Here is a 24,962-nt window from a genome sequence, read left to right as displayed (position 1 = left end):
AAAAGAAGGTCATACGGGCAGATCATGCAGGAAGGCGCGAGTGTGCGCGCCTTATCATTAGGCTGGTGAACGGTTACGCTGGCACGCGCCAGTAATCGTAATCGATGTGTTCAACCTGGAAGTTGGCGTTTTCTTTGTCGCCGGTCAGGCGGGTGGCGATGGTAAAGGCAAAATCGAATGACACGCCCAGTCCCTTACCGCTGATCAGATTGCCGTCTTCGACGACTTTCTCGTTAACATAAACGCCATCGGTCACGTCCTGCCATAAATCCCCAGAACAGACGTAGCGACGGCCTTTCAGCAGCTGGTTACCACCCAGTACGCGTGCGGCTGCGGAGCACAGTGGGCAGATCAATTTTCCCGCGTCGTCATGGCGACGGATAAACTCGACAACCATCGGGTTTGCGGCAAGATTTACCGTTCCCTGTGGGCCGCCGGGAATGACCACGGCATCAAACAGCGTGTCCTGGTTTCTTTCCAGCAGCGCGTCGGCAAACATGCGAATATTGTGATAACTGTGCAGCTCCAGTCTGTCATAGCAGGACAGCATGGTGACTTCTATCTTCATACGGTGCAGTACATCAATCACCATAATCGCTTCTGCTTCTTCAAACCCAGGAGCCAGCAGAACGGCGACTTTCTTAGACATAGCATCTCCAGCAATATGCAAGGGAAGGTGTTAACCGCAAGAGGATAGCAAAAAAATATCGTAAAAATGAAACGATGTTTTATTAATGTCGAGTGGGTCGCGTAAACGATTTTTGCTGCTTAGCTTAAAGAGAAGATGGCGCTATACTTGCTAACTTGGTCGCGAATTCGCCACGAATTTTTTTGCATGAAACCATGACTCTTCTCTTCCTGTCCCGCCAAAAAGATGTTTAAATTATCACTCACTTATTTTGCATAAATATGCATTTGTGAGCGTGTCGATTATTGGTCATCGACTGGCCCGTTTGATGTGATATGTACACAGGGTACGAACGCTCATTAATGTATGGCGTAACATAATGGTGTGGCGGCTAAGCTGATACCCTTAATAATTCGAGTTGCATGCAGGCGGCAATCGCACGAGTCCCCAGGAGCTTACATCGGTAAGTGACTGGGGTGAGTAAGAGAAGCCAACGCACATGCAGCTTGAAGTATAACGGGTATATCACCATAGATCTTTCGAGCAGGGATTACATATATGACAACGATTCTCAAGCATCTTCCGGTTGGTCAGCGTATTGGTATTGCGTTCTCGGGTGGTCTGGATACCAGCGCTGCACTGCTTTGGATGCGTCAAAAAGGCGCGGTTCCTTATGCGTATACCGCAAATCTGGGGCAACCAGACGAGGATGATTACGATGAAATCCCACGTCGTGCTATGGAATACGGCGCAGAAAATGCTCGCCTTATCGATTGCCGTAAGCAACTAGTTGCTGAAGGTATCGCTGCGATTCAGTGTGGCGCATTCCACAATACGACAGCGGGCGTGACCTATTTTAATACCACACCGCTAGGCCGTGCGGTTACCGGCACGATGCTGGTTGCAGCGATGAAAGAAGACGGTGTAAACATCTGGGGCGACGGCAGCACCTATAAAGGCAACGATATCGAGCGTTTCTATCGTTACGGCCTGCTGACCAATGCTGAACTGAAGATTTACAAGCCGTGGCTGGATACCGACTTCATTGATGAGCTGGGCGGCCGTCAGGAGATGTCTGAGTTTATGTCACAGGCAGGGTTCGGCTATAAAATGTCGGCAGAGAAAGCCTATTCCACCGATTCCAATATTCTGGGTGCGACGCACGAAGCGAAGGATCTGGAATTCCTGAACTCCAGCGTCAAAATTGTTAACCCGATTATGGGCGTGAAGTTCTGGGACGAGAACGTTAAGGTTCCGGCAGAAGAAGTGACCATTCGTTTTGAACGTGGTCACCCAGTTGCGCTGAACGGCAAGACCTTTACCGATGATGTCGAACTGATGCTGGAAGCGAACCGCATCGGCGGTCGTCATGGTCTGGGCATGAGCGATCAGATCGAAAACCGTATCATTGAAGCAAAAAGCCGCGGCATCTATGAAGCGCCGGGAATGGCACTGTTGCACATTGCCTATGAGCGTTTGCTCACTGGTATCCACAACGAAGACACCATCGAGCAATACCATGCTAATGGCCGTCAACTGGGTCGCTTCCTGTATCAGGGACGCTGGTTTGATTCCCAGGCATTGATGCTGCGTGATTCTTCTCAGCGCTGGATCGCCAGTGCCATCACCGGCGAGGTTACGCTGGAACTGCGTCGTGGCAATGATTACTCCATCATGAATACCGTGTCTGACAATCTGACCTATAAGCCAGAACGTTTGACCATGGAGAAAGGCGACTCGGTCTTCTCGCCAGATGACCGTATTGGCCAACTGACCATGCGCAATCTGGACATCACAGACACGCGTGAAAAACTGTTTAACTATGCTGAAACGGGCTTGCTCTCTTCCTCTGCCAGCACGGGCCTGCCGCAGGTAGGTCAATTGCAGGATAAAACAGAGAAATAACGCCAGATTGAATAATATAAACATCCGGAATCGCCTCGCGCTTCCGGATTTTTTTTATCTGTTTATCAGATGTTTATATTCGATTCTTTTGCGAGGTTTTTTCGTGTATGAACTCTTGCTGACAATGCAGATTGCATCTGTACAACCGCCGTGGAAAGGGACAAAATACTTATAAATAATCAGCCAGGATAATAATCTGAAGGCGAAGGTTCTGCGGGATGGCGCATCGTTTTTTGAGGTTATGTGTTAACTTTTCAATGGAGGAAAAATGTTAGAGATATTTGATGTAAATCACACCTTGTTGTCAGAAACTAAATCAGAAGAGCTATTTACCCTCAGAAAAGAGACGTTTAAAGATCGACTGAATTGGGCCGTGCAATGTACTGATGGAATGGAGTTTGATCAGTATGATAATAATAACACGACTTACCTTTTTGGCATAAAAGATAACACCGTTATCTGTAGTTTGAGGTTTATCGAAACAAAATACCCTAACATGATTACTGGAACATTTTTCGCTTATTTCAAGGAGGTGAATATTCCTGATGGGAATTATCTAGAATCGAGTCGGTTCTTTGTGGATAAATCACGAGCGAAAGATATTCTCGGTAATGAATACCCAATTAGTTCGATGCTGTTTCTTTCGATGATTAATTATTCAAGAGATAAAGGCTATGATGGAATATATACGATAGTGAGTCATCCTATGCTGACGATATTAAAACGTTCTGGCTGGGGAATTCGTGTAGTTGAACAAGGTCTGTCAGAAAAGGAAGAAAGAGTCTATTTAGTTTTCCTTCCTGTTGATGATGAGAATCAGGAAGAGCTGGCTCGTCGTATTAACCGCAGTGGGACATTTATGAGCAATGAATTGAAGCAGTGGCCTTTACGGGTACCTGCCGCTATTGCACAGGCTTGATGAGCTGTAACTCAACGCCGAGCCTTATGGCATGCTTGGCATTCAGGACGCCAAGTTTTTTCACAACGTTGCCGATATGAAATTTTACTGTGCTGGTTTTTATTCCGAGAATAATAGCCACTTCCAGATAGGTTTTACCCATGCTGGCCCAGTAAAGAATTTCATTTTCTCGTTGAGAGAATATTTCTTTATTATGTGATTGTTTCTTATTTCCAATCATCTCTCTGCAAAGGGAGATGATTTTTTCATATGCCTCAATTAATAGCATCTGAAAGGTGTCTTTTTTCTCTTCAATGAATTTTTCAACGTCATCTGGATACGAGTTGTCCACGATAATAGATAGCATAGCCAGATTTTCACCATGATCGTGAAGCACAAAAGTATATCCGTTGATAATGTCATATTTTTTGGAGAGGTCGAATATCTTGGCAAGCTGTAGCCGAGTATTAATAACCAGACTCTTCTCCCAAGAGAAAGGTGATATTTTATTAAACGAAGCAAGAACAACAGGATCAATGTGCTGATATTTATTTTCTTTATAGAGATTAACCCATTCATCAGGATAGCTGGAAATGATGATCATTTGAGAAGGGTTCTTCTTATTGAGAACCATAAATGAGAATTTTACGCCGTCGTAGTGATCCAGGTTTTTATTGAAGTGATTTTTGATTACCCTGCTTATTATTTCACTATCGGTGAATAATGGCGACATCTCATGACCTCAGTCTGAAGAATCAACATCCCTGTAATGGAAAAAGTATATACCCACACCTGTACCTAAGTCTAATTGTTATACGTGAGTGAAAAAACGTACAATTATAAGATAAGTTCAAAGATGTAATTAACATAATTCATGTGCATTTAAATTCTGTTGATGATTAGCTAACATCAGGGAATGTTAATTCAGCTGACTTCATCAATAACGTCATAAAAAACGGTGCTTTTTTATCTACAATCGTACCGTTTTTCTTTGTACATCATGCTCCATCAATATTGTTGTATTCCCACAGTCGATTGAAATGCACATCGTCCAGATTGCGGGTCGAATCCGCGTTACCCGTAAAGGGTCTGGCGCTGGTGGCCGCGGCTCCCCATGGTTGTTCCCTGTCATAGCTAGCGTCAATCGCGCTGTCGCGAATCACTAGCTGACCGTTTGCTGTCAGACCTGGCTGGTATCCGGTTTGCCTTGCCCCTTGATCCCAGGCGCGCCCCAGTTTGGCCCTTCTTTCCCCGCTGAAGCCTTCGTCACCCGTAAAGCGACATTTCACTGCCAAAAAACCATACTGCGCCCACGGCATGCTGTCAGGTGCAAAAACATGAATATCTTTTGCCCCACGGCTGGAAACGGTATGAAAGTGGACGCGATCGAATACCGCGGTCGCCTGACCAAAAACATAATCAACATCACCCTCAATGTAGCTGTCTTTAATGTAGACGCGGCTGTAGCGGTCCGTGACGTACTCGTTGTGGCGATTGCTGGTATTGACGAAAAACGTATCCTGACGCCCGATCAGACGAACCCTTTCAAGCTGCACTTTATCGCCGTCGGTGCGTAACGCCACGGCCTGATGTGCGCGGCTATCTACCGAATCGAGCAATGAATTGACCACCGTCAGGTTCTTCATCTGGAAATTGTTGCTCTGCGACCAGACCACGGCGGCACAAATAGTATCAATCGTCGCGTTCTGCTTTGACGCACAGAGATCGTACAGGTACCAGGCAGGATCGCCGGGCTGATATTCACCGTGCGGGTTCACCGTTTCTCGGTAGGTTTCTGGTGAGAACATCGAATCCAGCGCGAGTTGAATCACCACATCATCCGGTTGTTCTCCCGCCCCAAATAGCGTGAGCGGTGGTGCATCGGCGGGGAGGTAGACCGTGCCGATATAGGTGCCTGGCAGCACTTTAATATCAATACGCGTTCGATCCTGCTGCGTGCGCAGTGCGGCGTTCACTGCCTGTTGGATATGGGCGTGTGTTGCGCCATCGACCCCGACCTGTGGCCCAACAACCCAAGGCGTCGCTGGATCGACCTCAATCGGCATGGGTTGCCAGACGTCAGCCTCAGTCTGGTTATCGTGCCCACGCAGCGTGAAATAGTGTGGGAGCGTGAAGCGATCCGCTTCCTGCGCAGAGAGCACAGGGCGAGAAACCGTGCCGGGATATGTCGTTTTTGTCATTGCACAATCCTAAGATAAGAAGTCAGACGCTAATTCCCCTGATACCACGTCCAGATTTTGACCAGCAAGGCTGCCGACACACTCCAGCACACGACCGCCGCGAGCAACGCCTGTGGCAATTTCATCCACGCGGTAAAGTAATAAAGTGAGATGAGATAAACCAGATAGGGAATAACGGACCAGATGCCAAATAGGATGGTGGTACGTAGTGCGTCCAGCCCGCGCTCGGTGCCCACGATGTAATGCGCGATCAGAGCGAACGTGGGAAATAGCGGCACCAGCCCAGCAATATAATAATTTCGGCTTTTCGCCAATACGCTGATGAGCAATACGATCAGTGCGCCGATAACAGATTTGATAAACAATGACATAAGTATAAGTTCTGGCTTAATTAAGCATCGTGAATGCACAGAGAATAGCGAAAAAGTACCCGTATAGAATAGTGTGACCGCACAGCTTGAGATTTCAATTCGTGGCAATTTCGTTATTCTTAGCAGCAGAATGAATAAATACTGTACGTGATACCCGTCATACTTCGAGCTGCTTGTGCGTTGGCCGCCCTTACTCACCCCAGTCACTTACTTGTGTAAGCTCCTGGGGATTCACGTGGTTGCCGCCTTCACGCAACTCGAATTATTTAGGGTATATGGCACTGTAGGTACGGGTAAAACGATAATGAATCTGAAAAGGATTGATATTGAAGACGCAAAGTCATGCATTTACTAAGGGATTGGTTCCTCTCAAGATTATTTCCACTGGCAGCGCACTTCCTGCGCAGCGGGTGACGTCGGCTGAATTAGATGTGCGATTAAATAAGCCTGCTGGCTATGTCGAAAGCCGTTCGGGAATTATCTATCGCCACCATGCTGATAATCATGCCAGCCAGGCTGAACTCGGTGTGGCGGCGTTAAATGACGCGCTGGCGCGAGGCGTTATTCCACCAGCGTCAATCGATCTGCTGCTATTTGCTTCCGCGATTCCGATTCAGGCGCTGCCTTATAGCGCCAGTCATTTATTAAAGGCATCGTCCCTGCCAAAAGGGACGGCCTGTTTTGATATTAACAGCAGCTGCGTCAGCTTTATTTCCGCCCTTCAGGTGGCCGCAGGGTTGTTAAATACCGGCGCCTATCGGCGCATTGCCATTGTCTCTACCGAACTGGCCTCACGCGGCATTGACTGGGATGACGAAGAATCGTCGCTGATTTTTGGCGATGGGGCCGCCTGTGCCATTGTCGAACGTGGTGACGGTCGCAGCGGGATTGCTGCGTGTCTGCTGGAAACCTACCCGAAGGGCAATGAGCTGTGTCAGATCCGCGCAGGCGGTACGTTGCGTAACCCGCGAGCGGGGATGGAACTGCATGATTTTCTATTCCATATGCAGGGAAAACGGCTATTCAGGCAGGCTTCTGCTTTGATTGAGGGCTATCTGCAACGGCTGCTGGATGCAAGTGGCTTCACGCTAGAGCAGATGGCGGCGGTGGTTCCGCATCAGGCCAGCCACCTGTCGCTGGAGCATATGCGTAAGCGGCTGGCGATTCCGACAGACAGATTGATTGATATTTACCGCTATCACGGTAATCAGGTCGCAGCCTCGATTCCGACGGCGCTGCACCATGCCATCGTGACGCAACGCCTGCCTGAAGGTGAACCCGCGATGTTGGTCGGTACGGCTGCCGGGTTGACGCTGGGCGGGATGGTACTGATTCCATGAAGGTCTTCGTCACTGGCGCAACCAGCGGGCTGGGGCGTAACGCGGTGGAATGGCTGATTCAGGCTGGACATCAGGTGCTGGCCTGCGGGCGCGATCGCACGGTGGGGCAACAGCTTGACATGCTGGGTGCGCAGTTTATCTGCATTGATTTGGTCGAAACGTTGGTAGAGCAGTATCGAACGCTGATGACAGGCTGCGATGTCGTCTGGCACTGTGCGGCGAAATCATCGCCGTGGGGTCAATATGATGACTTCTATCAGAATAATACCGATGTGACGGCGCGACTGGCTGAGGCTGCCGGACAGTTGGGTATCCCACGTTTTGTCCATATCTCCACGCCTGCGATTTACTTCGATTATCAGCACCACCTGAATATTGATGAAAGCTACCACGCAGCGCGCTTTGCCAATCACTACGCGCAGACCAAATTTCTGGCGGAAGAACGGCTTCATGCACTGACGTCGCGCTATCCGCAAACCACCTATGTGATCCTGCGTCCGCGTGGCCTGTTTGGTCCGCATGACCGCGTGATTCTGCCGCGCATTTTGGAGCAGATCGCGGTGGGCGGCGGTGTGCTACGGCTCCCGCGCGGCGGCGAGGCGCTGCTGGATCTGACGTTTGTCGGCAACGTGGTGGAAGCGATGGCGCTTGCCAGCCAGCGAGCGGGGTTAGTTTCTGGCTCGACGTACAACATCACCAATCATGAACCCGCACACCTTGCCGATATGCTTGCGCAACTTCTGGTCGGGCAACTGGGGATGCATTATCGCGTCAAAGCGGTGCCGTATCCGCTGTTGCATGCGGTGGCGGGTGGAATGGAGCTGTTATCGCGGTTTAGCCGGAAAGAGCCGCTGTTGACACGCTACAGTGCGGGAACGGTGAATTTCGATATGACGCTCAGCGCGGAAAAAGCGCAGCAAGAGCTGGGCTATCAGCCGCGTTTCTCCCTCCAGCAGGGCATCGAATTAACCGGTAACTGGTTCAATACCCACCTTGCACAGCGGAGTGCTAACGGACATGGCTAATATTTCGACGTTTGAAGTAGGGTACTGCCTGCATCCGGGCTGCATGGCGTTGCGCGGTGCGGGATGGAAGGTGTGCCGTTTTCCGGCGCGGGTCTGGATGCTGGAAAGTCAGGGCAAGCGCTGGCTGTGGGACACCGGTTATGCGCAGCATTTTACCGACGCGACGCGTTCCGGCCTGTTTCAACTGTACCGTAGAATGACGCCGGTGCATTTCGAGACCAAAGACGCGTTGATTCATCAACTAAACGCGCAGGGCATTCAACCTGCCGACATCGACGGCCTGATTATTTCCCATTTTCACGGCGACCATATCGCAGGGCTGCGGGATTTCCCCACTGTGCCGTTTATCTGTTCGGCGCTAGGCTGGCAGCAGACGCGGAATCTGCGTGGTTTCGCGGCCTTGAAGCGAGCGTTTGTGCCTGCGCTGATTCCTGAACATTTTGAGCAGTCACTCCAGTTTGTCGAAAACTTCCCGCTTACCGACCTGCCTGCGGCGCTTGCGCCGTTTACGCAAGGTTATGTGCTGCCGGGGAGTGACAAAGAGATCGTGCTGGTGCCGTTGCCCGGCCATGCAGTCGGGCACCTCGGTGCGTTTGTGCTGACCGAAAACGGCTGGGTGCTGTTGGCAAGCGATGCGGCCTGGTCGCCGCACAGCTATCGCGAAGGCCGCGGGCCGTCGCGCTTGGCGAATCTGGTGATGGACGATCCAAAAGCCTATTACCACACGCTGGATCAACTGCATCAGTTGCATCTGAACGGGCAAGTTGAGATTCGGCTGTGTCACGAGGGCGACCTATGATTCCGCTGATGACGATCTGGCACTATTTGCGTGCCAGACGCCTGAATTTTCGTACCCGTCAGGCGCTTGAACGCCATCAGCAGCGTCAGCTTTCTCGTTTTGCACGTCGAGTGCTGGCGCGTAGTCCTTATTTTCGTCCTTATTGCCAGCTACCCATTACATCCTGGCCGATGATGGATAAAGCCGTGATGATGGCTGAATTCAATCGGATGAATACCGCCGGACTGAAGCGGGACGAGCTTCTTGCCTGCGCGCGTCGTAGCGAGGACGATCGTGACTTTACGCCGAATGTAAACGGGTTCAGCGTCGGGCTGTCGTCCGGCACTTCCGGTCAGCGCGGTCTGTTTGTCGTCAGCCCACGCGAACAGCAGATTTGGGCCGGAGGCATGCTGGCGAAAATGCTGCCTGACGGTTTACGCGCCGGTGAACGTGTGGCGCTATTTCTGCGGGCAGATAACAACCTCTATCACAGCGTCGATAATCGCTGGCTGAGTCTATCGTTTTACGATCTCTTCGCGCCATTTGCCGAACATTTTTCGCGTCTGGAAACGTGGTCGCCGTCGATTATTGTCGCCCCTGCACAGGTGCTGCGCGAGCTGGCGCTGGCTGTACAGCGCGGTGAATTGCGCCTGTCGGTCAAAAAGGTGATTTCCGTGGCTGAGGTGCTGGAGCCACAGGATAAGCAGCTGTTGCAGCAGGTCTTTGGGCAGGTTGGAGAAGTGTATCAGGCGACGGAAGGCTTTTTGGCATCGACCTGCGAGCACGGCACGTTACACCTCAACGAAGAATTTATTCACATCGAACCACAGTGGCTGGATGACGAACGCTTTACGCCCGTCATTACCGATTTTACCCGCAGTACGCAGCCGATTGTGCGCTATCGGCTGGATGATGTGTTGGTGAAGCAAAAAGCGCCCTGCGCGTGTGGCCGAGTGACGATGGCGATAGCCCGTATCGAAGGGCGCAGCGATGACAGCTTGCGGCTGCCGAACAACCGCGGTGAACCGCAAACCGTGTTTGCGGATCTCTGTAGCCGGGTGATCGCCAATGCGCTGCCGTTGCATGCCGACTACCGGCTGGTACAGCAGGGAGAAGTGACGCTGCATTTATCCGCTGCGTGTAGTCTGTCGGAACTGGAAGCTTGCCGGGATAGTCTGGCGCAGCAGTTTGCGTTACAGGGGATTGATACGCCGCAACTACGGTGGCAGTTAACCGCTGGAGAGATCGCACCAGAATTCACGCAAAAGCGCAGACGCATTACCCGCCTGAAGGAGGAAGCATGATGCGATTTCCTCAAGGAACGATGCTATTACTACGGCTGAAAGCGCTGCTCTTCGGCTGGGGATCGGTCGGGGTAGTGTATCAACTGAGCGCGCAGTTTCAGGGGCAGGGAACCGTGTTACCGCCTTCGATGGTTGATGAATCGGTTCCCTTTAGCGCCTCGGCTATCTGGCTGTATCTTTCCTTTTTCATCATCATTCCGCTGTCTTACTTATCCTGCCCGATTACGCGTTTGGCTGGATTACGTCGGGCAACGCAGCTTACTGCGTTGATTGCGGGCGCAGTGTACCTAACTTTTCCGACGACGATGGTGTATCCGCAAGTCGTCGGGGACGATTTCTCCGTCCGTCTGCTACAGCTTTTGCAGCGTATCGATTCGCCGCAAAACTGCCTGCCGTCGCTGCACATTGCGCTAACGGTTCTGGCGGTGTGGGCGATGAGCGATAGTCAGCAGAAAGTGAAAACTGGCTTGTATCTTCTATGGGGTGCGGCGATTGCCTTTTCCATCCTGCAACTGCGCCGACACCTGTTCATCGATCTGGTGACCGGGGCGATGCTGGCGGGAATCGTCGGATGGGTCTTTCTACGTAGCCGAGAGACGGTGAAGGCTATTTCCCCATCGACGCTGCCCAACGATAAGCGCCATCAGGAATGAATTCATGATTGATTTAGCATTACCGATAGTCTTCATGCTGGTTGTGGTGATTGGCGAAGCGCTGGTTCTACAGTGGATGCAGCGAGAGAAGGTGAACTGGCATGACGTCGTGTTCAACCTGAATTCAGGGCATATCATGCTGTGGCTCTTTCGCAGCGTGGAAATTTTTTGCTATGGCTATGTCGCGGCGCATTTCAGTTTTGGCTGGGTGGAAACCTGGCCGCCGGTGCTGATGTGGCTGTTCGCGCTACTCGCCTGGGATTTCGGTTTTTATTGGCTACACCGCCTGCACCATACTTTTGGCGTACTGTGGGCGGTGCATGTGGTTCATCATCAGGGCGAGCATTTCAATCTGTCGCTGGGCGTGCGTAATTCCTGGTATTCCTCGCTGACCTCGATTCCGTTTTTCCTGATTCTGGCGCTGCTCGGCGTTCCGCTGTACGTGTTCGTCACCGTTTCCATCCTGCATTACAGCGTCCAACTCTTTAACCATAATGCGATGACGCCCAAACTGGGCTGGCTTGAAAAGGTGCTGGTGACGCCCGCACACCATCGCGTACATCACGTGAACGACCGTGCCTACGCCGATAAGAACTTCGGCGGCACTTTCATTTTTTGGGACAAGCTGTTTGGCAGCTTTTGTCCGCAGCTGCCCGACACGCCTTTCCGCTACGGCGCAGGCAAAGAAGCACCATCGAAAAACCCGTTCTTGGCCAGTAACCTACCTTTTCTGTCGTATCTGAAACTGTCGGTACGCCGTACACGTCAGGCGACGTTTCACTGTACGCCGATGGCGTTAATCGCTGGGGCGATGCTGCTATTTGCGCTGGTGGTGGGCTATGTCTACCTGTATGGCTACGGCTATGACTCCGCCAACCTGTCGCAGGCGGCGCTCTTCCTGTTGCTGGTGGCGGGTGCGGTCGCGCTGGGTGGTATTTCTGAAGGGCGACGGTGGGGCATTTACGTCTGGCTGTTGGTGGTACTGTTGTTTCCTGCCGTGTTTCTTGTCTATCTGGGCTGGGAAGCGCTCTACTGGAAAATAGCTATGCTGATGATGGCGCTGCACGGGCTGGCGATGGCGGTCGGCTGGGGTCAGCGCCCGATTGCTGAAGGATATGAAAATGGCTAGTTTGCTTCCTGAGAAGCGGTATCCGGCGAAAGGTGAACAAGCTTTTCATCGAGCACTACAGCGGGAAACGTCGGCTTATCTCCGCGCGAACCATGATCATCGCTTTGCCGATACCGGCCAGTTCGTTAAGGCCGGATTACTCTTTTTAGGCTGCATTACCTGTTATGTGCTTTGCTTAGTGCAGCAGGCAGCATGGGCATTCTTCCTGAGCTATTTTTCTTTCATCATGTTGTCGATGTTATTGAATATCATCGTTAATCATGACGCCTCCCATAATACTTTTTTCCGCAATCGAACATTGAACCGCGTGGTCGGGCGAATAGTGACGCTGCCATTAGGCATCGATCCTGACTATTGGCGTTGGCGTCATGTGGACTTCCACCATCTTTATCCGAATGTGGAGCATTACGATCTGGATACGGAAGAGAATGGTGTTTTCCGACAAACGCCTTTTCAGCGCCACCGCTCTTACATGCGTTATCAGCATCTTTACTGGCCGCTGGTGGCCGCGTTCTCGCTCCCCTATATCGCCTGGATCTTTGATTGGGCCGATCGCTTGGGTAAAACGCCCGTGAACGCTCGCGTAGCACAATCAGGCCGAGGTGGGTGGTTGATTTTTATCGGCAGTAAAATCGGCCATATCTTGCTGGTACTGGTTATTCCCATCTTGGTGGGAGGCGCACACGGCATTAGCCCCGGTATCGTGCTGTTAAGCTACGTGTTCGGGCAAATGTTGGCATCGCTATTGGTGGTGTTTTTACTGCTGGGTACGCACTGGGCTGAGGCTGAGTTTTATGCCGTTGCGGATGCAGAGGCCATGCCTCAAGGCTGGTATCAGCATAACTTTGCGACCGCCTGTGACTGGCTACCGACGCCGCGCTGGCTTGGGCACTGGACGGGAGGACTGAATTTACATCTGACGCATCATCTTTTCCCAGGATGGCATCATCGCCATTACCCTGCACTAGCCGGCATTTTACGGCGCATTGCCGCCGAGCATGGTATGAATTACCGCTGCATTACCTATCGTGAACTGCTGGATAGCCAGCGTCGGTTTCTAAAATCGATGGGTGAAGGTTACGATCGGCGTACTGCGCAACGTACCGAGCAATCCCGATCAGAGGAAGAATGATGCTCGCACCGTTGAAACCTCTACGTTATGAACAAGGTCGCGATCTGGCGTTGCATCGTGCGTTGATGAAGGCGGCGAATGCGTATCTGGCAGAGACGGGCGATCACCGTTTTGCCAATGCGGGGTTTATCGGCAAGATGCTGTTTCTGGTGGCGCTGTGCCTGACATTTTATGGTTTCAGCCTCCAGCAAACGACGCTGTTGGGTTTTGCTGGCTGCTACTTTGCCTTTATTTTTACCGCCATGTTTCTGGCGGTGAACGTGGTGCATGATGCGTCCCATAACGTCTTTTTCCGGCGGCCGTGGGCGAATCGTCTGCTCAATATTGTGGTGAGTATTCCGCTCGGTATGGATTCCGACTGTTGGCGAGTGCGGCATGTAATTTTTCATCATGCGCACGTGAATGTGCAGCACTACGATCTGGATATCGAAGAGAACGGCGTCTTGCGCCAATCACCCTACCATCGATTTCGCTTTTTTATGCGCGCTCAGCGCTACTACTGGCCAATGGTGGCGTCGCTGACCTTCCCTTGCATCATCTGGTTTTTTGACTGGCTCGATCGCGCGGGGAAAACACAGGTGACGCGCAATATGACGCTTCAGGGTGCAAAGGGCTGGGGTGTTTTCCTGTTATCCAAAGTGCTGCATGCCCTGCTGGCGCTGGTTATTCCCTACTGGATTTTGTCTCCGACCCCCATCAGCGTCGGTTCGCTGTTGTTGGTTTATCTGCTGAGCCAGATGTTGTCGTCGCTGATTTTTGTCGTCCTGATTCTGGGGTCACACTGGGCAAAAGGGACGTTCTATCAGGCACCGGAAGACGGCCTATTCAAGCATGGTCGCTACCAGCACGTCTTTTCCACCACGGTAGATTGGACTACCCAGCCCGAATGGCTGGGTTACTGGTTGGGGCAGCTCAATATGCACCTGACTCACCATCTTTTCCCCAACTGGAATCACCGGCACTATCCCGCGCTATCGAAAATTATTGCGGACGTTGCCCCGCGTCATGGCATTGAGTATCAGTGCATTACGCTGAAAGATATTTTGGTTGAGCAGCAGCGCTTTCTTAAAAAAATGGGAACAGGACGCTAAAAATAGCCAGTTATCCATTTTTATCAATATGTTATATTTTTATCTGTATTCAAGGAGCGATACTTCATGCGTTATTTATCTCTGGCCGTTTCATCTCTGCTGTTCTTTTTCACCTCGTCCGTCTGGGCGATGGATTGCAGCAAGGCCAGCACAGACACCGAGAAAATGATTTGCGCCAGCAGCCGCTTACAGCAGCTCGATGCGGTATTGAACAAGGCCTATCAGGGTTACGTGAAAAAAGCAGACAAAGCGCAGGCGCGTCAGGAGCAGCGCACGTGGCTGGCCGAACGTGACCGCTGTAAGGATGACGTTTGTCTAGGGAATGAGATGGTTTCCCGTATTCAGGCGCTGTCCGGTAGTGAAAATATCTCCGTGATTACGCAGGCATCAGGCCAGTGGGACTTTATTCTCAGCGTCGCAACGTGCAATCTTGATTCCTCTTATTCAACCTGCGAAGGCCCCGGCACGCTGGATATTTTTAAGAAAGGGAGTGGTGATCTGTTCCAGCGTATCACCATGGAAAACCTGTTCATTGAACTGAACAATAAGGGCGAAGTGACGGCGAATCTGGTCGAGGTCTACGGCGAGAACAACAGCGGGCTGGTGATTGATGACGCTAACTTCGATCACCACGCGGACATCATGCTGCGCAATGGCAATAACGGGGCTTATGGCGGGCCGTCTTACGATGTGTATCTGTTTGATGTGGAAAAGCAGCAGTTCACCCAGAATGCACCGCTGACCGAGTTAGCCAGTTCCAACCTCGGTCTGTTCGATATCGATGAGAAAAGTAAGACTCTCACGACGTTTACCAAAAGCGGCTGCTGCTGGCACCAGTGGTCCACCTACCAGATGGCCAATAATAAGCCGGTCCTGATTGTCGAAACCACGGAAGCCTATTCTGAAGAGAAACAGGCAATGGTCGCCACAACCCGCGAGCTGGTGGGCGGCAAGTGGAAAGTGAAAGAAGAGATAGTGAAAATCGACGAACAGTAGTATTTCCCTGCTTTACAGACAGATGCCGTAGCTGAATACGGCGTCTGCTACCGCCTCGTTTATCCCCGCACTGCCGTTATTCCTCTGTGTTATCCGATACTTTGCAAAAGTGTTACGTCAGGCATTCTCATCATGACTTTTTTGCCACTTGCTAGACTGAGATGGCAGCCATGAAAAGGTAAATGCAGTGCAGATCGCGCAGCATGGCAAAACTTCACAAAAGAGACGTGTTTTTTTAACAACTCGTTTATGCGTTGTATCCCCTTACCCTACTTTGGAGACGCCTGACATGAGCACCACCCAGAAACGTATGTATATCAACGGTGAGTTTGTTGAAAACAGAAGCGGGAAGTGGATTGACGTGGTGAACCCGGCTACCGAGCAGGTCATTTCACAGATCCCAGAAGGCTCCGCTGACGATGCAAAAAGAGCAATTGATGCGGCAGAAGCCGCACAGCCGAGCTGGGAAGCGCTACCTGCGGTTGAACGTGGCGTTTGGCTACACAAGATAGCTGCTGGTATTCGCGAGCGCGAAGCCGAACTGACCGACACCATCATTGCGGAAGGCGGTAAAACCTACGGTCTGGCGCAGACAGAAGTGCTGTTCACCGCCGACTATCTGGACTACATGGCCGAGTGGGCGCGTCGTTACGAAGGCGAAATCATTCAGAGCGACCGACCGAATGAGAATATCTTCGTCTTCCGTAAAGCGATTGGCGTCACGACCGGTATTCTGCCGTGGAACTTCCCCTTCTTCCTGATTGCACGCAAAGCCGCTCCCGCGCTGATTACCGGCAATACCATCGTCATCAAACCGAGCGAGATCACGCCGAATAATGCGGTGATTTTCGCCGAAATCATTCACAAAATTGGCCTGCCGAAAGGCGTCATCAATTTTGTTACCGGCTACGGCCCGACGGTAGGGCAAGAGCTGGCCGGTAACCCGAAAGTAGGCATGGTCAGCCTGACCGGCAGCGTGGCTGCGGGGATTGCCACTATGACGGCGGCGGCGCAGAACGTGACCAAAGTGTCGCTGGAACTGGGTGGTAAAGCGCCAGCCATCGTGATGGACGACGCCGATCTCGATCTGGCCGTTAAAGCGATTGTCAGTTCTCGCGTTATCAACAGTGGGCAGGTGTGTAACTGCGCCGAGCGCGTTTACGTGCAGAAAGGCATTTACGACGACTTTATCACGCGTATTAAAACTGCGATGGAGCAAGTGACCTTCGGCAATACGGCGGAGAAAAAAGCGCTGGATATGGGGCCGTTGATCAGTGCGGCTGCGCTACAGCGTGTGGAAGACAAGGTAGCGAAAGCGGTATCGCAGGGCGCGAAAGTGCTGCTCGGCGGCAAGTCTGAAGGCGGTACGGGGTATTTCTATCCGCCGACGCTGCTGGTAAACGTGATGCAAGAGATGCCAATCATGCACGAAGAGGTGTTTGGCCCGGTGCTGCCAGTGGCGACCTTCGACACGCTGGAAGACGCGATTGCGATGGCGAACGATAGCGAATATGGCCTGACGTCGTCGATCTATACTCAAAACATCAACACCGCGATGAAAGCACTAAAAGGGCTGAAGTTCGGGGAAACCTACATCAACCGTGAGAACTTCGAGGCGATGCAGGGTTTCCATGCGGGTTGGCGTAAATCCGGTGTGGGTGGTGCGGACGGTAAGCACGGCTTGCAGGAATACCTGCAAACGCACGTCGCGTATTTACAGTTTCACTAAAAGACCATTCCTCTTGCGGTCATTCCACTGACCGCAAGAGTGGCACAAACCAGAAGAAGGATGGGAAAGGACGATGATCATCTCTGCTTCAACGGACTATCGTGCGGCGGCGCAGCGTAGGCTGCCGCCGTTTCTTTTTCACTATATTGATGGCGGTGCGTATGGCGAGCACACGCTCAGGCGTAATACCGCCGATTTGGCGGACATCGCGCTGCGTCAGCGCATCCTGAAAAATATGTCCGACCTGAGTCTGGAAACGCAGTTGTTCGGTGAAAAACTGGCGATGCCGGTGGTGCTGGCTCCCGTTGGCCTGACCGGTATGTACGCCAGACGCGGCGAGGTACAGGCGGCTCGTGCGGCGGCACAGAAAGGGATTCCGTTTACCTTATCCACGGTTTCAGTCTGCCCGATTGAGGAAGTGGCACCCGCCATCGATCGCCCGATGTGGTTCCAGCTCTATGTATTAAAAGATCGCGGTTTTATGCGCAATGCGCTGGAGCGTGCGCAGGCCGCGGGTGTGAAAACGCTGGTGTTTACCGTGGATATGCCGACGCCGGGTGCGCGCTATCGTGATGCGCATTCTGGCATGAGCGGGCCGAATGCAGCGGCGCGCCGTATGTTACAGGCCGTGACTCATCTACAATGGGCGTGGGATGTCGGCCTAAACGGTAAACCGCACGATTTGGGGAATGTCTCCGCTTATCGTGGCAAACCCACGACGCTGGAAGACTACATCGGCTGGCTGGCAGCGAATTTCGATCCCTCCATTTCCTGGCAGGATTTGGCATGGATTCGCGAGTTCTGGAAAGGGCCGATGATCATCAAAGGTATCCTCGACCCGGAAGATGCCAAAGAAGCGGTCAGGTTCGGCGCAGACGGCATCGTCGTCTCCAATCACGGCGGTCGCCAACTGGATGGTGTGCTGTCGACAGCACATGCTCTACCTGCCATCGCCGATGCGGTGAAAGGTGATATCACCATTCTGGCAGATTCTGGTATTCGTACCGGGCTGGATGTGGTGCGTATGATTGCACTGGGCGCGGATGGCGTAATGCTCGGACGCGCGTTTGTCTACGCGCTCGCGGCGGCGGGGGAGGCAGGTGTGGTTAATCTGCTGAATCTGATCGAAAAAGAGATGCGTGTGGCGATGACGCTCACCGGTGCCAAATCCATTACTGACATTACCTCTGATTCGCTGGTGCAGGTTACGCAGCGGCGATTGGACGGCCTGTAAGCGCGAATTAGACGGCGGGAGTGATCCTCTCGCCGCGTTTCCTAATGGCCTTTGAACCTTCCCTTGAACGTTGATAACCTGCACGGGATAAAAACGCATTGGGGATCAGTGAATGGGTGGACGAACCATAACCGTGGTGGATTACGATCCCCATTGGGCAACGAATTACGCAACGGCAGCGAAGGCGCTAGGCGAGGTTGTAGTGAGAGTGCATCACATCGGCAGTACGGCCCGTACCGGGGCTACCCGCTAAACCGGTGATTGATATGCTGCTGGAAGTGGTTTCGCTGTCCGGTTTGGACAGGCTGGATCAGGTCATGGTCGATTTGGGCTATCGTCCACGCGGCGAAAATGGGATGGCGGGGCGTCGGTACTACACTAAGGGCGGCGATGAGCGTACTCACCATCTTCACGCTTTTATAGTCGGTGACGCGCACATTCAGCGGCATCTGGCTTTTCGTGATTATCTGCGTGCTAATCCTTCCGTGTGTGCGGAATACGCGGCAATAAAGCGCGCCGCCGCACTGGCATGTGATAACGATTCTGCCGTGTATAGTCAGCTAAAAAATGCCTTTATCGGCACACATGATGTGAACGCATAGTTCCTTCCTCGGCACTCTACGCTTTTTCCTGTATTGCAAATGCCCCACTTCGTTCTATATTTCGAGAGCAGATTGAATGAAGGGGAAATCGTTGTGAATATTAAAGGGCTTACGAAGGGATTCTTCATCCTTATCTTGTTTGTCGTCACACTGGCGTTTTTTGACATATTGGCGCCGTATTATTCCGCCATTTTATGGGCGGCAGTGTTGGCCATTATCTTCCATCCGCTGAAAAGCAAAATTCGGCAAAAATTAAACGATCGTAACGGGTTGGCCTCGCTGCTGACCGTCCTGATCATCTTCCTGATTGTTTTCATTCCATTGGGGATCATTGTTTCCTCGCTGGTGGTTGAAATTAACGGGGTTTACACCCGATTGCAGGATAGCAATACACAATTCCCTGTGGTGCTGGCGGAGCTGCTTCAGCATCTGCCGAAGTGGGCACGGCATTTCCTGACAGAACACAATCTTGATAACGCCGCCAAAATACAGCAAGAGCTTTCTCAGGTAGCGCTGAAAGGCGGGCAATATCTGGCGGGAAGCGTGCTCCTGATTGGCAAAGGAACGTTCACCTTCTTTATTGGTTTCGGGGTGATGCTTTACCTGCTCTTCTTCCTTTTGAAGGACGGTTCCTATCTGGTGAATCTGATTCTGGAATCGCTGCCGCTTTCCACCCATGTTAAACATCACCTGCTGGTGAAGTTTGCCGCGGTATCGCGGGCGACGGTGAAAGGCACTGTGGTTGTGGCGATTGTGCAGGGGACACTGGGCGGTATTGCGTTCTCCATCGCAGGGATAGAAGGTAGCCTGCTGTGGGGCTCGCTGATGGCGTTCCTGTCGCTGATCCCCGCCGTGGGGTCGGCGATTATCTGGGTGCCTGCCGCTATCTTCCTGTTCGCGACGGATATGCTCTGGCAAGCCATCTTCATTGTCGCGTTCTTTGTGCTGGTGATTGGGGTGGTGGACAACATTTTGCGTCCGCTGCTGGTGGGGAAAGACACCAAAATGCCGGATTACCTGATTCTGATCGCCACGTTGGGCGGTATGGAAATCTACGGTATTAACGGTTTTGTGATTGGTCCGCTGATTGCTGCGCTGTTCATCGCCTGCTGGAACATCCTCTCTGGGCGCGATAATCAGGAAAATATTGAAGGTATCAGCGAAGATTTTATCGAAGAAGGGCGTCAGCACCCGAGTATGGCAAAGCAGGAAGAGAGTGAGGTGCTAGAGGGTCAGGTAGTGAAAGGTCAGGCCGCGGAAGGTCAGAGCGTTGAGCGTAAGACCACGGAGTAAGTTTGCTGCTTGTGTTAGTGATATTCGGTCATGAGTAAGAGGGATCGGCGTCGGCGGATTCCTCTTACGTCCAAATCTCTTGCCCCTCGGGCGTGATCCACACGACGCCAGCGGGGGATTTGGCGAAGAACCACAGGCCAAATTCGTCTACATCATCAAATTCATCATCAGAGACGTCAGGTGGAAAGGCGTTGCGAAGTTGATCGACCTGATGCGTTGTTTCGCCCTGCAGATATTCTCCCTTGCTGGCAAGCCTGATTTTTCCTGCGATGATGAGGTGCTCTAGTAGATCGAAAAACAGCGTCTGACGCTGTGCATACGTTCTAGGGTTGCCCCGACACTCCACCGCAATATGTTGCCATATGGCGCCCATCGACAGCCCATATGCGCTGGTCGTGACTGCATCAAAAATGTCGTTGTCGTTCATCTTCCCCCCTGTTTTTCAGAAGCTCACGTTTCTACCGCGCAGGGTCATAGGCATTGACCTCATGGCTCCACGGAATCGCGCGATCGTCAACCGAGACGTGCCATTCACAGTGCGTAAGGGCGCCGCGAATCTCGGATAAACACTGGCACCAGTGTTGTACGCCAACCCAGATTGCTTCTTCCTCGTTGTCGGGAAGTTTAGTTGAACCGGAGAGCACAATCCCCTTCCTGAAGACGTTACCGATTTTCACATTGAGGGCGAAATCAAAGGATTCCCAGTTCAGGCCTGTACCCGTCGTCAGATATTTCTCAATTTGGTCATTAACGGAATGGCGTTGGACGATCTCCTTCACGGCAGATATCTCTTTCTGGCTCAGGGATTTTTTGCGTCGAGCGGTGTAATAGAGCGAAATTGCCATGTTGCCTCGTTTATACCCGTCATACTTCAAGCTGCTTGTGCGTTGGCTGCCCTTACTCACCCCAGTCACTTACTGGTGTAAGCTCCTGGGGATTCGCGCAGTTGCCGCCTTCACGCAACTCGAATTATTTAGGGTATATTAATAGTGTTTAAGGTGAGGAAAATACGGCTTGAATTCTCAAATAAAAAACGGCGTAAAATAATCAGGAAGTTCTGATTTTATAAAGGTAAGGGATGGTTATGTTGGGGAAAATTCTTCTGTTTGGGGTGAGTGCGGCATTACTCAGCGGGTGCTCGGTCGCAACGTACAGCAATAAGCTGGAGGACTATCAGGGAACGGATCGTGTTGGTATGACGTTCGATAACCGTAACCTCGACTATATTCGCGTTTATCCGAATACTGATAGATGCATTAATATCGATGCGCCAGAAAATGGCTACACCAATAACGCGATTGGGTTCCAAACTAAACTCAATAATAAAGAGCTCGGCTTCCCTGAAATTCCCGAAACGCCAACGATGGTTCGTGAATTTTGGGTCAGTGCGAAAAACAATATCGCGGTCAGAATGATTGCAGGCAATGGCGGATTTAGAACCGTAACGTTTAAGCCTGTGGTCGGGAATTACTACTATATCACTGGCGAATTTGCCGGGCCTTATTCGGCACGACACCTTGAAGTTTATGAAGTGTTCAAGACTGAAAAAGGCTACTACGACCGCCGACTTGTCAAAGATTTGATGCTGAAAAACTGCGGCCAATTCACGTCCAGAATGCAGAAATTTTAATTATTAGGTTTCGGCCAGATACGCCATCTTATCTGGCCGCCTCTACCGTGGTTACGTCAGCTGTTTTCCTGAGAACGTACCGGCATACCAGGCATCCATCACCGATAGCAGATTTTTCACTTCATCAATGGTCAGGCCGTAGAAATCCGCGTTCTCACCGGGCTTAACGACGAGCAGCGGAATATCGGCACGGGTATGCAGATAATCGAACTGATATTGCACTTCTCTGTCGTCGTACAGACTGCCGCCAACGTTTCCGGCTTTGCGTAGCTGGGTAATCTGTTTATCTTTTGCTGCTGGATCTTCCGTCCAAATCAGGAAATCACGCAGTGGTTGCGTCTGCCGTGCAAAATCATCGCGCGTAAAGCCGAAATAGGCATATTCGGTTCTTACCACTAATGCAATTTTGCTCTTATCGTCGGAGATTCTGACGTTAAACGATCGCTTATTCACCATACAGTCGCGGAATTTAGGTTTGTAATCGCAGGCGGAAAGGTTGTCGGTTTCATACACTTCGTAAAGACGCATCGTGGCGTATTTATCGAAGGTAGTGATTGCCTGGCAGCCTGTTAAGGCAAGAAGCATGAAGGGGAGGACGAGATAACGCATGGCGGTTGTTTTTCCCTGTTTTTTTCTGGTGAAGATGTTCCTAAGATGGTACTTAATGGCGGTCTGGTGGATCGATTTGTACTGCGATGATGGGACTATATTCCCATTTTTGATGGGATTGTAGGAATATAGTCCTATTTTGTTGCATGCATCATCGGTCGTTTAGTGCTTCGATGGTTTCGTTATTCAACGGATAATACCGCAGCTTGTTGGTGTGAAATGTACAGATTTTGGGCTTTTTCGTTGATTACCAGCAATGCCGGAATCAAGTGTGCACATGCGTTGAAATAGGCGCTGAGTTTTTGAAGATTTTCTGTGGTGGTTTCTTCGGTCAGTGATTCGCTAACATATTGTAAACCGTGGCATAACCCTTCAACCGACTCTGCGGCGATTGCGCTGAGATCGTCACATTGGGCACGACTAAGGTGCTCAACGGGTAGCGAAGCGATTAGGTCTCGGAAAATAGTAATGGAACTCTCTGTTACGGCAGCATTTATAATGGTCATTGGTGATCCTCCTTGAAAGTCAGTGTCACCAATTGTCGATGCTTTTTACGGGTTCAGATACTACGAGTTTCGTAGCCATTGACTTGGTAGTCATAGAAATTAAAAACGCTCTGAAAACAGGGCATTTTGGCAGTTAGTGGAGCAGGCTGGAAGTTATTCGATGTTTGAATCTTAATATCGAACTATCAGTTTTATTATTAATAATGGTGGAAAAAAAGAACGAATTTATGTTCATGATAAAAAGGAACATGACGAAAACAGGATGATAAAACCCTCAATAATCGCCAAGAAAAACGGCTGTCGGTTATACTAGGATTTGTTTTAAAGGGTATCCTTTAAACGATAACTTGTGTTGTTTTTTCAATTAAATAAATTACACGAAAATAAAGGGCGTTGTATTTTAAACTCTCACCTGAGAGAGTATTATATCCATGCGGCAGAGACTACGGCTCCGAACCGTAGAATGGGATTTTTTGTATGGAGGCATAATGTCCAATCTTATTTATCTTAGCGTTACCGGGGAAAAACAGGGACTGATATCAGCAGGATGTTCATCTCTGGACTCTATTGGCAACAAGTATCAATCGGCACATGAGAATGAAATTTTTGTTTATGAGTTGGTGAACAACATTAGTCGGGAAGAGAATATTTCAATGCTTCCTGTAGAAATCAGAAAGCCAATTGATAAAGCCACACCACTTTTCGCTCAGGCAATCAATGATAAGGAAAAGCTGGAATGCGTTTTTTCTTTTTATCGAACGGCTCAGTCTGGTGGAAATGAACTTTATTTTAAGATGAAACTTCGGGATGCGCTTATCAGCAATATCCGTTTTTTCTATCCTAACTCACTGACACATAATGAAGTTCAGCCACAGGAAAGCGTATCATTCAAATTTGCTTCTATTGAATGGGAGCATGTTATTGCGAGAACTAGCGCATACATGCTTTGGCAGAATGTAGCCTACTGATGATATTAAAGGCCGATTTACTTTCGGCCTGATTTTTTTGAACCATATTTAATATTAATAAATATGATTATGGCAATTGAAAGTAACATCAGTTTCATCCAATGCTCCGGAATAAACGAGACATAAAAAAACCATAATGCAATAGTTATAAGAACTAAAACCTCAGTGATTATAAAGTTTTTTATCATATATCTTAACATATTTTTTAAACTCATTGCCTTATGATCCCATTAATTAAGTTGATTATTTCTTCTTCACTTTTTGAATTGATTGGAGTATATGGTGAGAGGATTGGCTCTATTAAAAAGTATAACATTTCTAATTTTTGTGAATAAAATAAAGCATATAGTGTGGGATTAATATCCCGTAAATGGCGAGCTGACATGGCCGCTTTCTGAACTTTGCCATAAAATGCTGTTACTGTTATAGCCCAATAAGATGTTTGATTAATTGTTTTGCGTAAGGATGCATTGAAATTAAGAGTAGTGCTAATAAATTTAGCTAATGCATATGATATTGATTCTTTTATCGCCCTGTTTGTGGAGAATTCAGATGTTACACCTAAAATTGCTTTGGCTATTGTTTTTTGTTTATTTTCATCAAAGTCTTTCATTAAATTATCGATGTGAGTTTTCACCATATCCAGAATAACATCATCTCTTTTAAACACTTCTTTTATTGCGCTAACCATTCTGGAATCTTCATACTGTAATTCTTGACAGACATCGTTATATTTCTCAAATAAGCATGATGAATACCAGCTTGTTCTTTCCATACCACTATATAGATCAGTTGTTAAGCTTATTGAGTTGCTCTTTAATTTCTTCGTGATGTCACCTAAATGGGTTGCGAGAACCTTGTCAGACTCCATTTTGTATTTTAAATATTCTGATAACTGCATGTTACGTCCCTTTTATTAGGCTGGTTCTCTCCCTTTATC

General features: G+C 50.2%; 25 protein-coding genes and 1 pseudogene. 17 read left to right on the top strand and 9 right to left on the bottom strand.

What is annotated here, in order from left to right; genetic code table 11:
• Positions 1-73: 73 nt before the first annotated feature.
• Positions 74-649: a DJ-1/PfpI family protein gene (locus tag A0G03_RS12860; RefSeq protein ID WP_048258187.1), complete on the bottom strand. Its 576-nt coding sequence runs from the start codon at positions 647-649 to the stop codon at positions 74-76.
• 537 nt (positions 650-1,186) lie between these two features.
• Here A0G03_RS12860 and argG point away from each other — a divergent pair.
• Together argG and carI are read left to right on the top strand one after the other, a co-directional pair.
• A complete protein-coding gene (argG, locus tag A0G03_RS12855; RefSeq protein ID WP_048258188.1) occupies positions 1,187-2,533 on the top strand; it encodes an argininosuccinate synthase in 1,347 nt (448 codons plus the stop codon).
• A gap of 268 nt (positions 2,534-2,801) precedes the next feature.
• Entirely contained in the window at positions 2,802-3,452 is a 651-nt protein-coding gene (gene carI, locus A0G03_RS12850; RefSeq protein ID WP_048258190.1) for an acyl-homoserine-lactone synthase CarI, read from the top strand.
• Here carI and A0G03_RS12845 read toward each other — a convergent pair.
• From A0G03_RS12845 to A0G03_RS12835, 3 genes are all read right to left on the bottom strand, one after another.
• Positions 3,436-4,164 (bottom strand): helix-turn-helix transcriptional regulator, encoded by a 729-nt coding sequence (locus tag A0G03_RS12845; protein ID WP_048258192.1) that lies wholly within the window; start codon positions 4,162-4,164, stop codon positions 3,436-3,438. The two genes, carI and A0G03_RS12845, sit on opposite strands and share 17 nt — an antisense overlap.
• Positions 4,165-4,429: 265 nt before the next feature.
• The gene (gene pemB / locus A0G03_RS12840; RefSeq protein WP_048258193.1) at positions 4,430-5,632 is read right to left on the bottom strand and encodes a pectinesterase PemB; all 1,203 of its coding nucleotides are present in this window, start codon (positions 5,630-5,632) and stop codon (positions 4,430-4,432) included.
• A gap of 29 nt (positions 5,633-5,661) precedes the next feature.
• Positions 5,662-6,003, bottom strand: a complete 342-nt coding sequence (locus tag A0G03_RS12835; RefSeq protein ID WP_048258194.1) for a GlpM family protein — start codon at positions 6,001-6,003, stop codon at positions 5,662-5,664.
• 326 nt (positions 6,004-6,329) lie between these two features.
• Between A0G03_RS12835 and A0G03_RS12830 the strand changes: the two genes are divergently transcribed.
• From A0G03_RS12830 to A0G03_RS12770, 13 genes and pseudogenes are all read left to right on the top strand, one after another.
• The gene (locus A0G03_RS12830; RefSeq protein WP_048258195.1) at positions 6,330-7,343 is read left to right on the top strand and encodes a 3-oxoacyl-[acyl-carrier-protein] synthase III C-terminal domain-containing protein; all 1,014 of its coding nucleotides are present in this window, start codon (positions 6,330-6,332) and stop codon (positions 7,341-7,343) included.
• On the top strand, positions 7,340-8,368 hold the full coding sequence (locus A0G03_RS12825) for an NAD-dependent epimerase/dehydratase family protein (RefSeq protein WP_048258197.1): 1,029 nt from the start codon (positions 7,340-7,342) through the stop codon (positions 8,366-8,368). The genes A0G03_RS12830 and A0G03_RS12825 overlap by 4 nt, the downstream gene beginning before the upstream one ends.
• Complete coding sequence (locus tag A0G03_RS12820; RefSeq protein WP_048258198.1) at positions 8,361-9,167, top strand: MBL fold metallo-hydrolase; 807 nt, start codon at positions 8,361-8,363, stop codon at positions 9,165-9,167. The genes A0G03_RS12825 and A0G03_RS12820 overlap by 8 nt, the downstream gene beginning before the upstream one ends.
• Positions 9,164-10,450 carry a F390 synthetase-related protein gene (locus A0G03_RS12815; RefSeq protein WP_048258200.1) on the top strand — a complete coding sequence of 429 codons (1,287 nt, stop codon included), beginning with the start codon at positions 9,164-9,166 and terminating at the stop codon, positions 10,448-10,450. Before A0G03_RS12820 ends, A0G03_RS12815 begins: the two co-directional genes overlap by 4 nt.
• Positions 10,450-11,103: a phosphatase PAP2 family protein gene (locus A0G03_RS12810; protein ID WP_048258295.1), complete on the top strand. Its 654-nt coding sequence runs from the start codon at positions 10,450-10,452 to the stop codon at positions 11,101-11,103. The genes A0G03_RS12815 and A0G03_RS12810 overlap by 1 nt, the downstream gene beginning before the upstream one ends.
• 4 nt (positions 11,104-11,107) lie before the next feature.
• On the top strand, positions 11,108-12,232 hold the full coding sequence (locus A0G03_RS12805) for a sterol desaturase family protein (protein WP_048258202.1): 1,125 nt from the start codon (positions 11,108-11,110) through the stop codon (positions 12,230-12,232).
• Complete coding sequence (locus A0G03_RS12800; protein WP_048258204.1) at positions 12,225-13,364, top strand: fatty acid desaturase family protein; 1,140 nt, start codon at positions 12,225-12,227, stop codon at positions 13,362-13,364. Before A0G03_RS12805 ends, A0G03_RS12800 begins: the two co-directional genes overlap by 8 nt.
• Positions 13,364-14,455 (top strand): fatty acid desaturase family protein, encoded by a 1,092-nt coding sequence (locus tag A0G03_RS12795; RefSeq protein WP_048258205.1) that lies wholly within the window; start codon positions 13,364-13,366, stop codon positions 14,453-14,455. The genes A0G03_RS12800 and A0G03_RS12795 overlap by 1 nt, the downstream gene beginning before the upstream one ends.
• Before the next feature lie 66 nt (positions 14,456-14,521).
• Positions 14,522-15,451: a lysozyme inhibitor LprI family protein gene (locus A0G03_RS12790; protein WP_048258206.1), complete on the top strand. Its 930-nt coding sequence runs from the start codon at positions 14,522-14,524 to the stop codon at positions 15,449-15,451.
• Positions 15,452-15,740: 289 nt separating this feature from the next.
• Positions 15,741-17,180, top strand: coding sequence for an aldehyde dehydrogenase (aldA, locus tag A0G03_RS12785; RefSeq protein ID WP_048258207.1), 1,440 nt, complete (start codon positions 15,741-15,743; stop codon positions 17,178-17,180).
• A 73-nt stretch (positions 17,181-17,253) separates the two neighbouring features.
• Entirely contained in the window at positions 17,254-18,414 is a 1,161-nt protein-coding gene (gene lldD / locus A0G03_RS12780) for an FMN-dependent L-lactate dehydrogenase LldD (RefSeq protein WP_048258208.1), read from the top strand.
• A gap of 112 nt (positions 18,415-18,526) precedes the next feature.
• Positions 18,527-19,016: pseudogene (locus tag A0G03_RS12775) on the top strand (GrpB family protein).
• 93 nt (positions 19,017-19,109) lie between these two features.
• Positions 19,110-20,309 (top strand): AI-2E family transporter, encoded by a 1,200-nt coding sequence (locus A0G03_RS12770; RefSeq protein WP_048258209.1) that lies wholly within the window; start codon positions 19,110-19,112, stop codon positions 20,307-20,309.
• A gap of 64 nt (positions 20,310-20,373) precedes the next feature.
• On the opposite strand, the gene A0G03_RS12765 is transcribed toward A0G03_RS12770, so the two are convergent.
• Together A0G03_RS12765 and A0G03_RS12760 are read right to left on the bottom strand one after the other, a co-directional pair.
• Positions 20,374-20,736, bottom strand: a complete 363-nt coding sequence (locus A0G03_RS12765; RefSeq protein ID WP_048258211.1) for a DUF596 domain-containing protein — start codon at positions 20,734-20,736, stop codon at positions 20,374-20,376.
• Positions 20,737-20,767: 31 nt separating this feature from the next.
• Positions 20,768-21,154, bottom strand: coding sequence for a hypothetical protein (locus tag A0G03_RS12760; protein ID WP_189339521.1), 387 nt, complete (start codon positions 21,152-21,154; stop codon positions 20,768-20,770).
• A 239-nt stretch (positions 21,155-21,393) separates the two neighbouring features.
• Here A0G03_RS12760 and A0G03_RS12755 point away from each other — a divergent pair, with 239 nt between their 5' ends.
• A complete protein-coding gene (locus tag A0G03_RS12755; protein ID WP_198528806.1) occupies positions 21,394-21,939 on the top strand; it encodes a hypothetical protein in 546 nt (181 codons plus the stop codon).
• 51 nt (positions 21,940-21,990) lie between these two features.
• On the opposite strand, the gene A0G03_RS12750 is transcribed toward A0G03_RS12755, so the two are convergent.
• Together A0G03_RS12750 and A0G03_RS12745 are read right to left on the bottom strand one after the other, a co-directional pair.
• Complete coding sequence (locus A0G03_RS12750; RefSeq protein WP_048258213.1) at positions 21,991-22,548, bottom strand: hypothetical protein; 558 nt, start codon at positions 22,546-22,548, stop codon at positions 21,991-21,993.
• A 182-nt stretch (positions 22,549-22,730) separates the two neighbouring features.
• On the bottom strand, positions 22,731-23,054 hold the full coding sequence (locus A0G03_RS12745; RefSeq protein WP_048258214.1) for a hypothetical protein: 324 nt from the start codon (positions 23,052-23,054) through the stop codon (positions 22,731-22,733).
• Between the two features lie 488 nt (positions 23,055-23,542).
• Here A0G03_RS12745 and A0G03_RS12740 point away from each other — a divergent pair, with 488 nt between their 5' ends.
• Complete coding sequence (locus tag A0G03_RS12740) at positions 23,543-24,022, top strand: Hcp family type VI secretion system effector (RefSeq protein WP_048258215.1); 480 nt, start codon at positions 23,543-23,545, stop codon at positions 24,020-24,022.
• Positions 24,023-24,233: 211 nt separating this feature from the next.
• Here the strand turns inward: A0G03_RS12740 and A0G03_RS12730 are convergent, their stop codons facing one another.
• Positions 24,234-24,923 (bottom strand): hypothetical protein, encoded by a 690-nt coding sequence (locus A0G03_RS12730; protein ID WP_048258217.1) that lies wholly within the window; start codon positions 24,921-24,923, stop codon positions 24,234-24,236.
• Between the last annotated feature and the right edge of the window lie 39 nt (positions 24,924-24,962).

Origin of the sequence: Pectobacterium peruviense (assembly GCF_002847345.1) — a bacterium.
In the GTDB taxonomy this organism is placed as follows: domain Bacteria; phylum Pseudomonadota; class Gammaproteobacteria; order Enterobacterales; family Enterobacteriaceae; genus Pectobacterium; species Pectobacterium peruviense.
This window is presented reverse-complemented; position numbering and strand designations above follow the sequence as displayed.

Bases quoted from the DNA above. Each gene is read 5' to 3' on its own strand.
- A0G03_RS12860 (WP_048258187.1), bottom strand. From the start codon at position 649: ATGTCTAAGAAAGTCGCCGTTCTGCTGGCTCCTGGGTTTGAAGAAGCA.
- argG (WP_048258188.1), top strand. From the start codon at position 1,187: ATGACAACGATTCTCAAGCATCTTCCGGTTGGTCAGCGTATTGGTATT.
- carI (WP_048258190.1), top strand. From the start codon at position 2,802: ATGTTAGAGATATTTGATGTAAATCACACCTTGTTGTCAGAAACTAAA.
- A0G03_RS12845 (WP_048258192.1), bottom strand. From the start codon at position 4,164: ATGTCGCCATTATTCACCGATAGTGAAATAATAAGCAGGGTAATCAAA.
- pemB (WP_048258193.1), bottom strand. From the start codon at position 5,632: ATGACAAAAACGACATATCCCGGCACGGTTTCTCGCCCTGTGCTCTCT.
- A0G03_RS12835 (WP_048258194.1), bottom strand. From the start codon at position 6,003: ATGTCATTGTTTATCAAATCTGTTATCGGCGCACTGATCGTATTGCTC.
- A0G03_RS12825 (WP_048258197.1), top strand. From the start codon at position 7,340: ATGAAGGTCTTCGTCACTGGCGCAACCAGCGGGCTGGGGCGTAACGCG.
- A0G03_RS12820 (WP_048258198.1), top strand. From the start codon at position 8,361: ATGGCTAATATTTCGACGTTTGAAGTAGGGTACTGCCTGCATCCGGGC.
- A0G03_RS12815 (WP_048258200.1), top strand. From the start codon at position 9,164: ATGATTCCGCTGATGACGATCTGGCACTATTTGCGTGCCAGACGCCTG.
- A0G03_RS12810 (WP_048258295.1), top strand. From the start codon at position 10,450: ATGCGATTTCCTCAAGGAACGATGCTATTACTACGGCTGAAAGCGCTG.
- A0G03_RS12805 (WP_048258202.1), top strand. From the start codon at position 11,108: ATGATTGATTTAGCATTACCGATAGTCTTCATGCTGGTTGTGGTGATT.
- A0G03_RS12800 (WP_048258204.1), top strand. From the start codon at position 12,225: ATGGCTAGTTTGCTTCCTGAGAAGCGGTATCCGGCGAAAGGTGAACAA.
- A0G03_RS12795 (WP_048258205.1), top strand. From the start codon at position 13,364: ATGCTCGCACCGTTGAAACCTCTACGTTATGAACAAGGTCGCGATCTG.
- A0G03_RS12790 (WP_048258206.1), top strand. From the start codon at position 14,522: ATGCGTTATTTATCTCTGGCCGTTTCATCTCTGCTGTTCTTTTTCACC.
- aldA (WP_048258207.1), top strand. From the start codon at position 15,741: ATGAGCACCACCCAGAAACGTATGTATATCAACGGTGAGTTTGTTGAA.
- lldD (WP_048258208.1), top strand. From the start codon at position 17,254: ATGATCATCTCTGCTTCAACGGACTATCGTGCGGCGGCGCAGCGTAGG.
- A0G03_RS12765 (WP_048258211.1), bottom strand. From the start codon at position 20,736: ATGAACGACAACGACATTTTTGATGCAGTCACGACCAGCGCATATGGG.
- A0G03_RS12760 (WP_189339521.1), bottom strand. From the start codon at position 21,154: ATGGCAATTTCGCTCTATTACACCGCTCGACGCAAAAAATCCCTGAGC.
- A0G03_RS12755 (WP_198528806.1), top strand. From the start codon at position 21,394: ATGTTGGGGAAAATTCTTCTGTTTGGGGTGAGTGCGGCATTACTCAGC.
- A0G03_RS12750 (WP_048258213.1), bottom strand. From the start codon at position 22,548: ATGCGTTATCTCGTCCTCCCCTTCATGCTTCTTGCCTTAACAGGCTGC.
- A0G03_RS12745 (WP_048258214.1), bottom strand. From the start codon at position 23,054: ATGACCATTATAAATGCTGCCGTAACAGAGAGTTCCATTACTATTTTC.
- A0G03_RS12740 (WP_048258215.1), top strand. From the start codon at position 23,543: ATGTCCAATCTTATTTATCTTAGCGTTACCGGGGAAAAACAGGGACTG.
- A0G03_RS12730 (WP_048258217.1), bottom strand. From the start codon at position 24,923: ATGCAGTTATCAGAATATTTAAAATACAAAATGGAGTCTGACAAGGTT.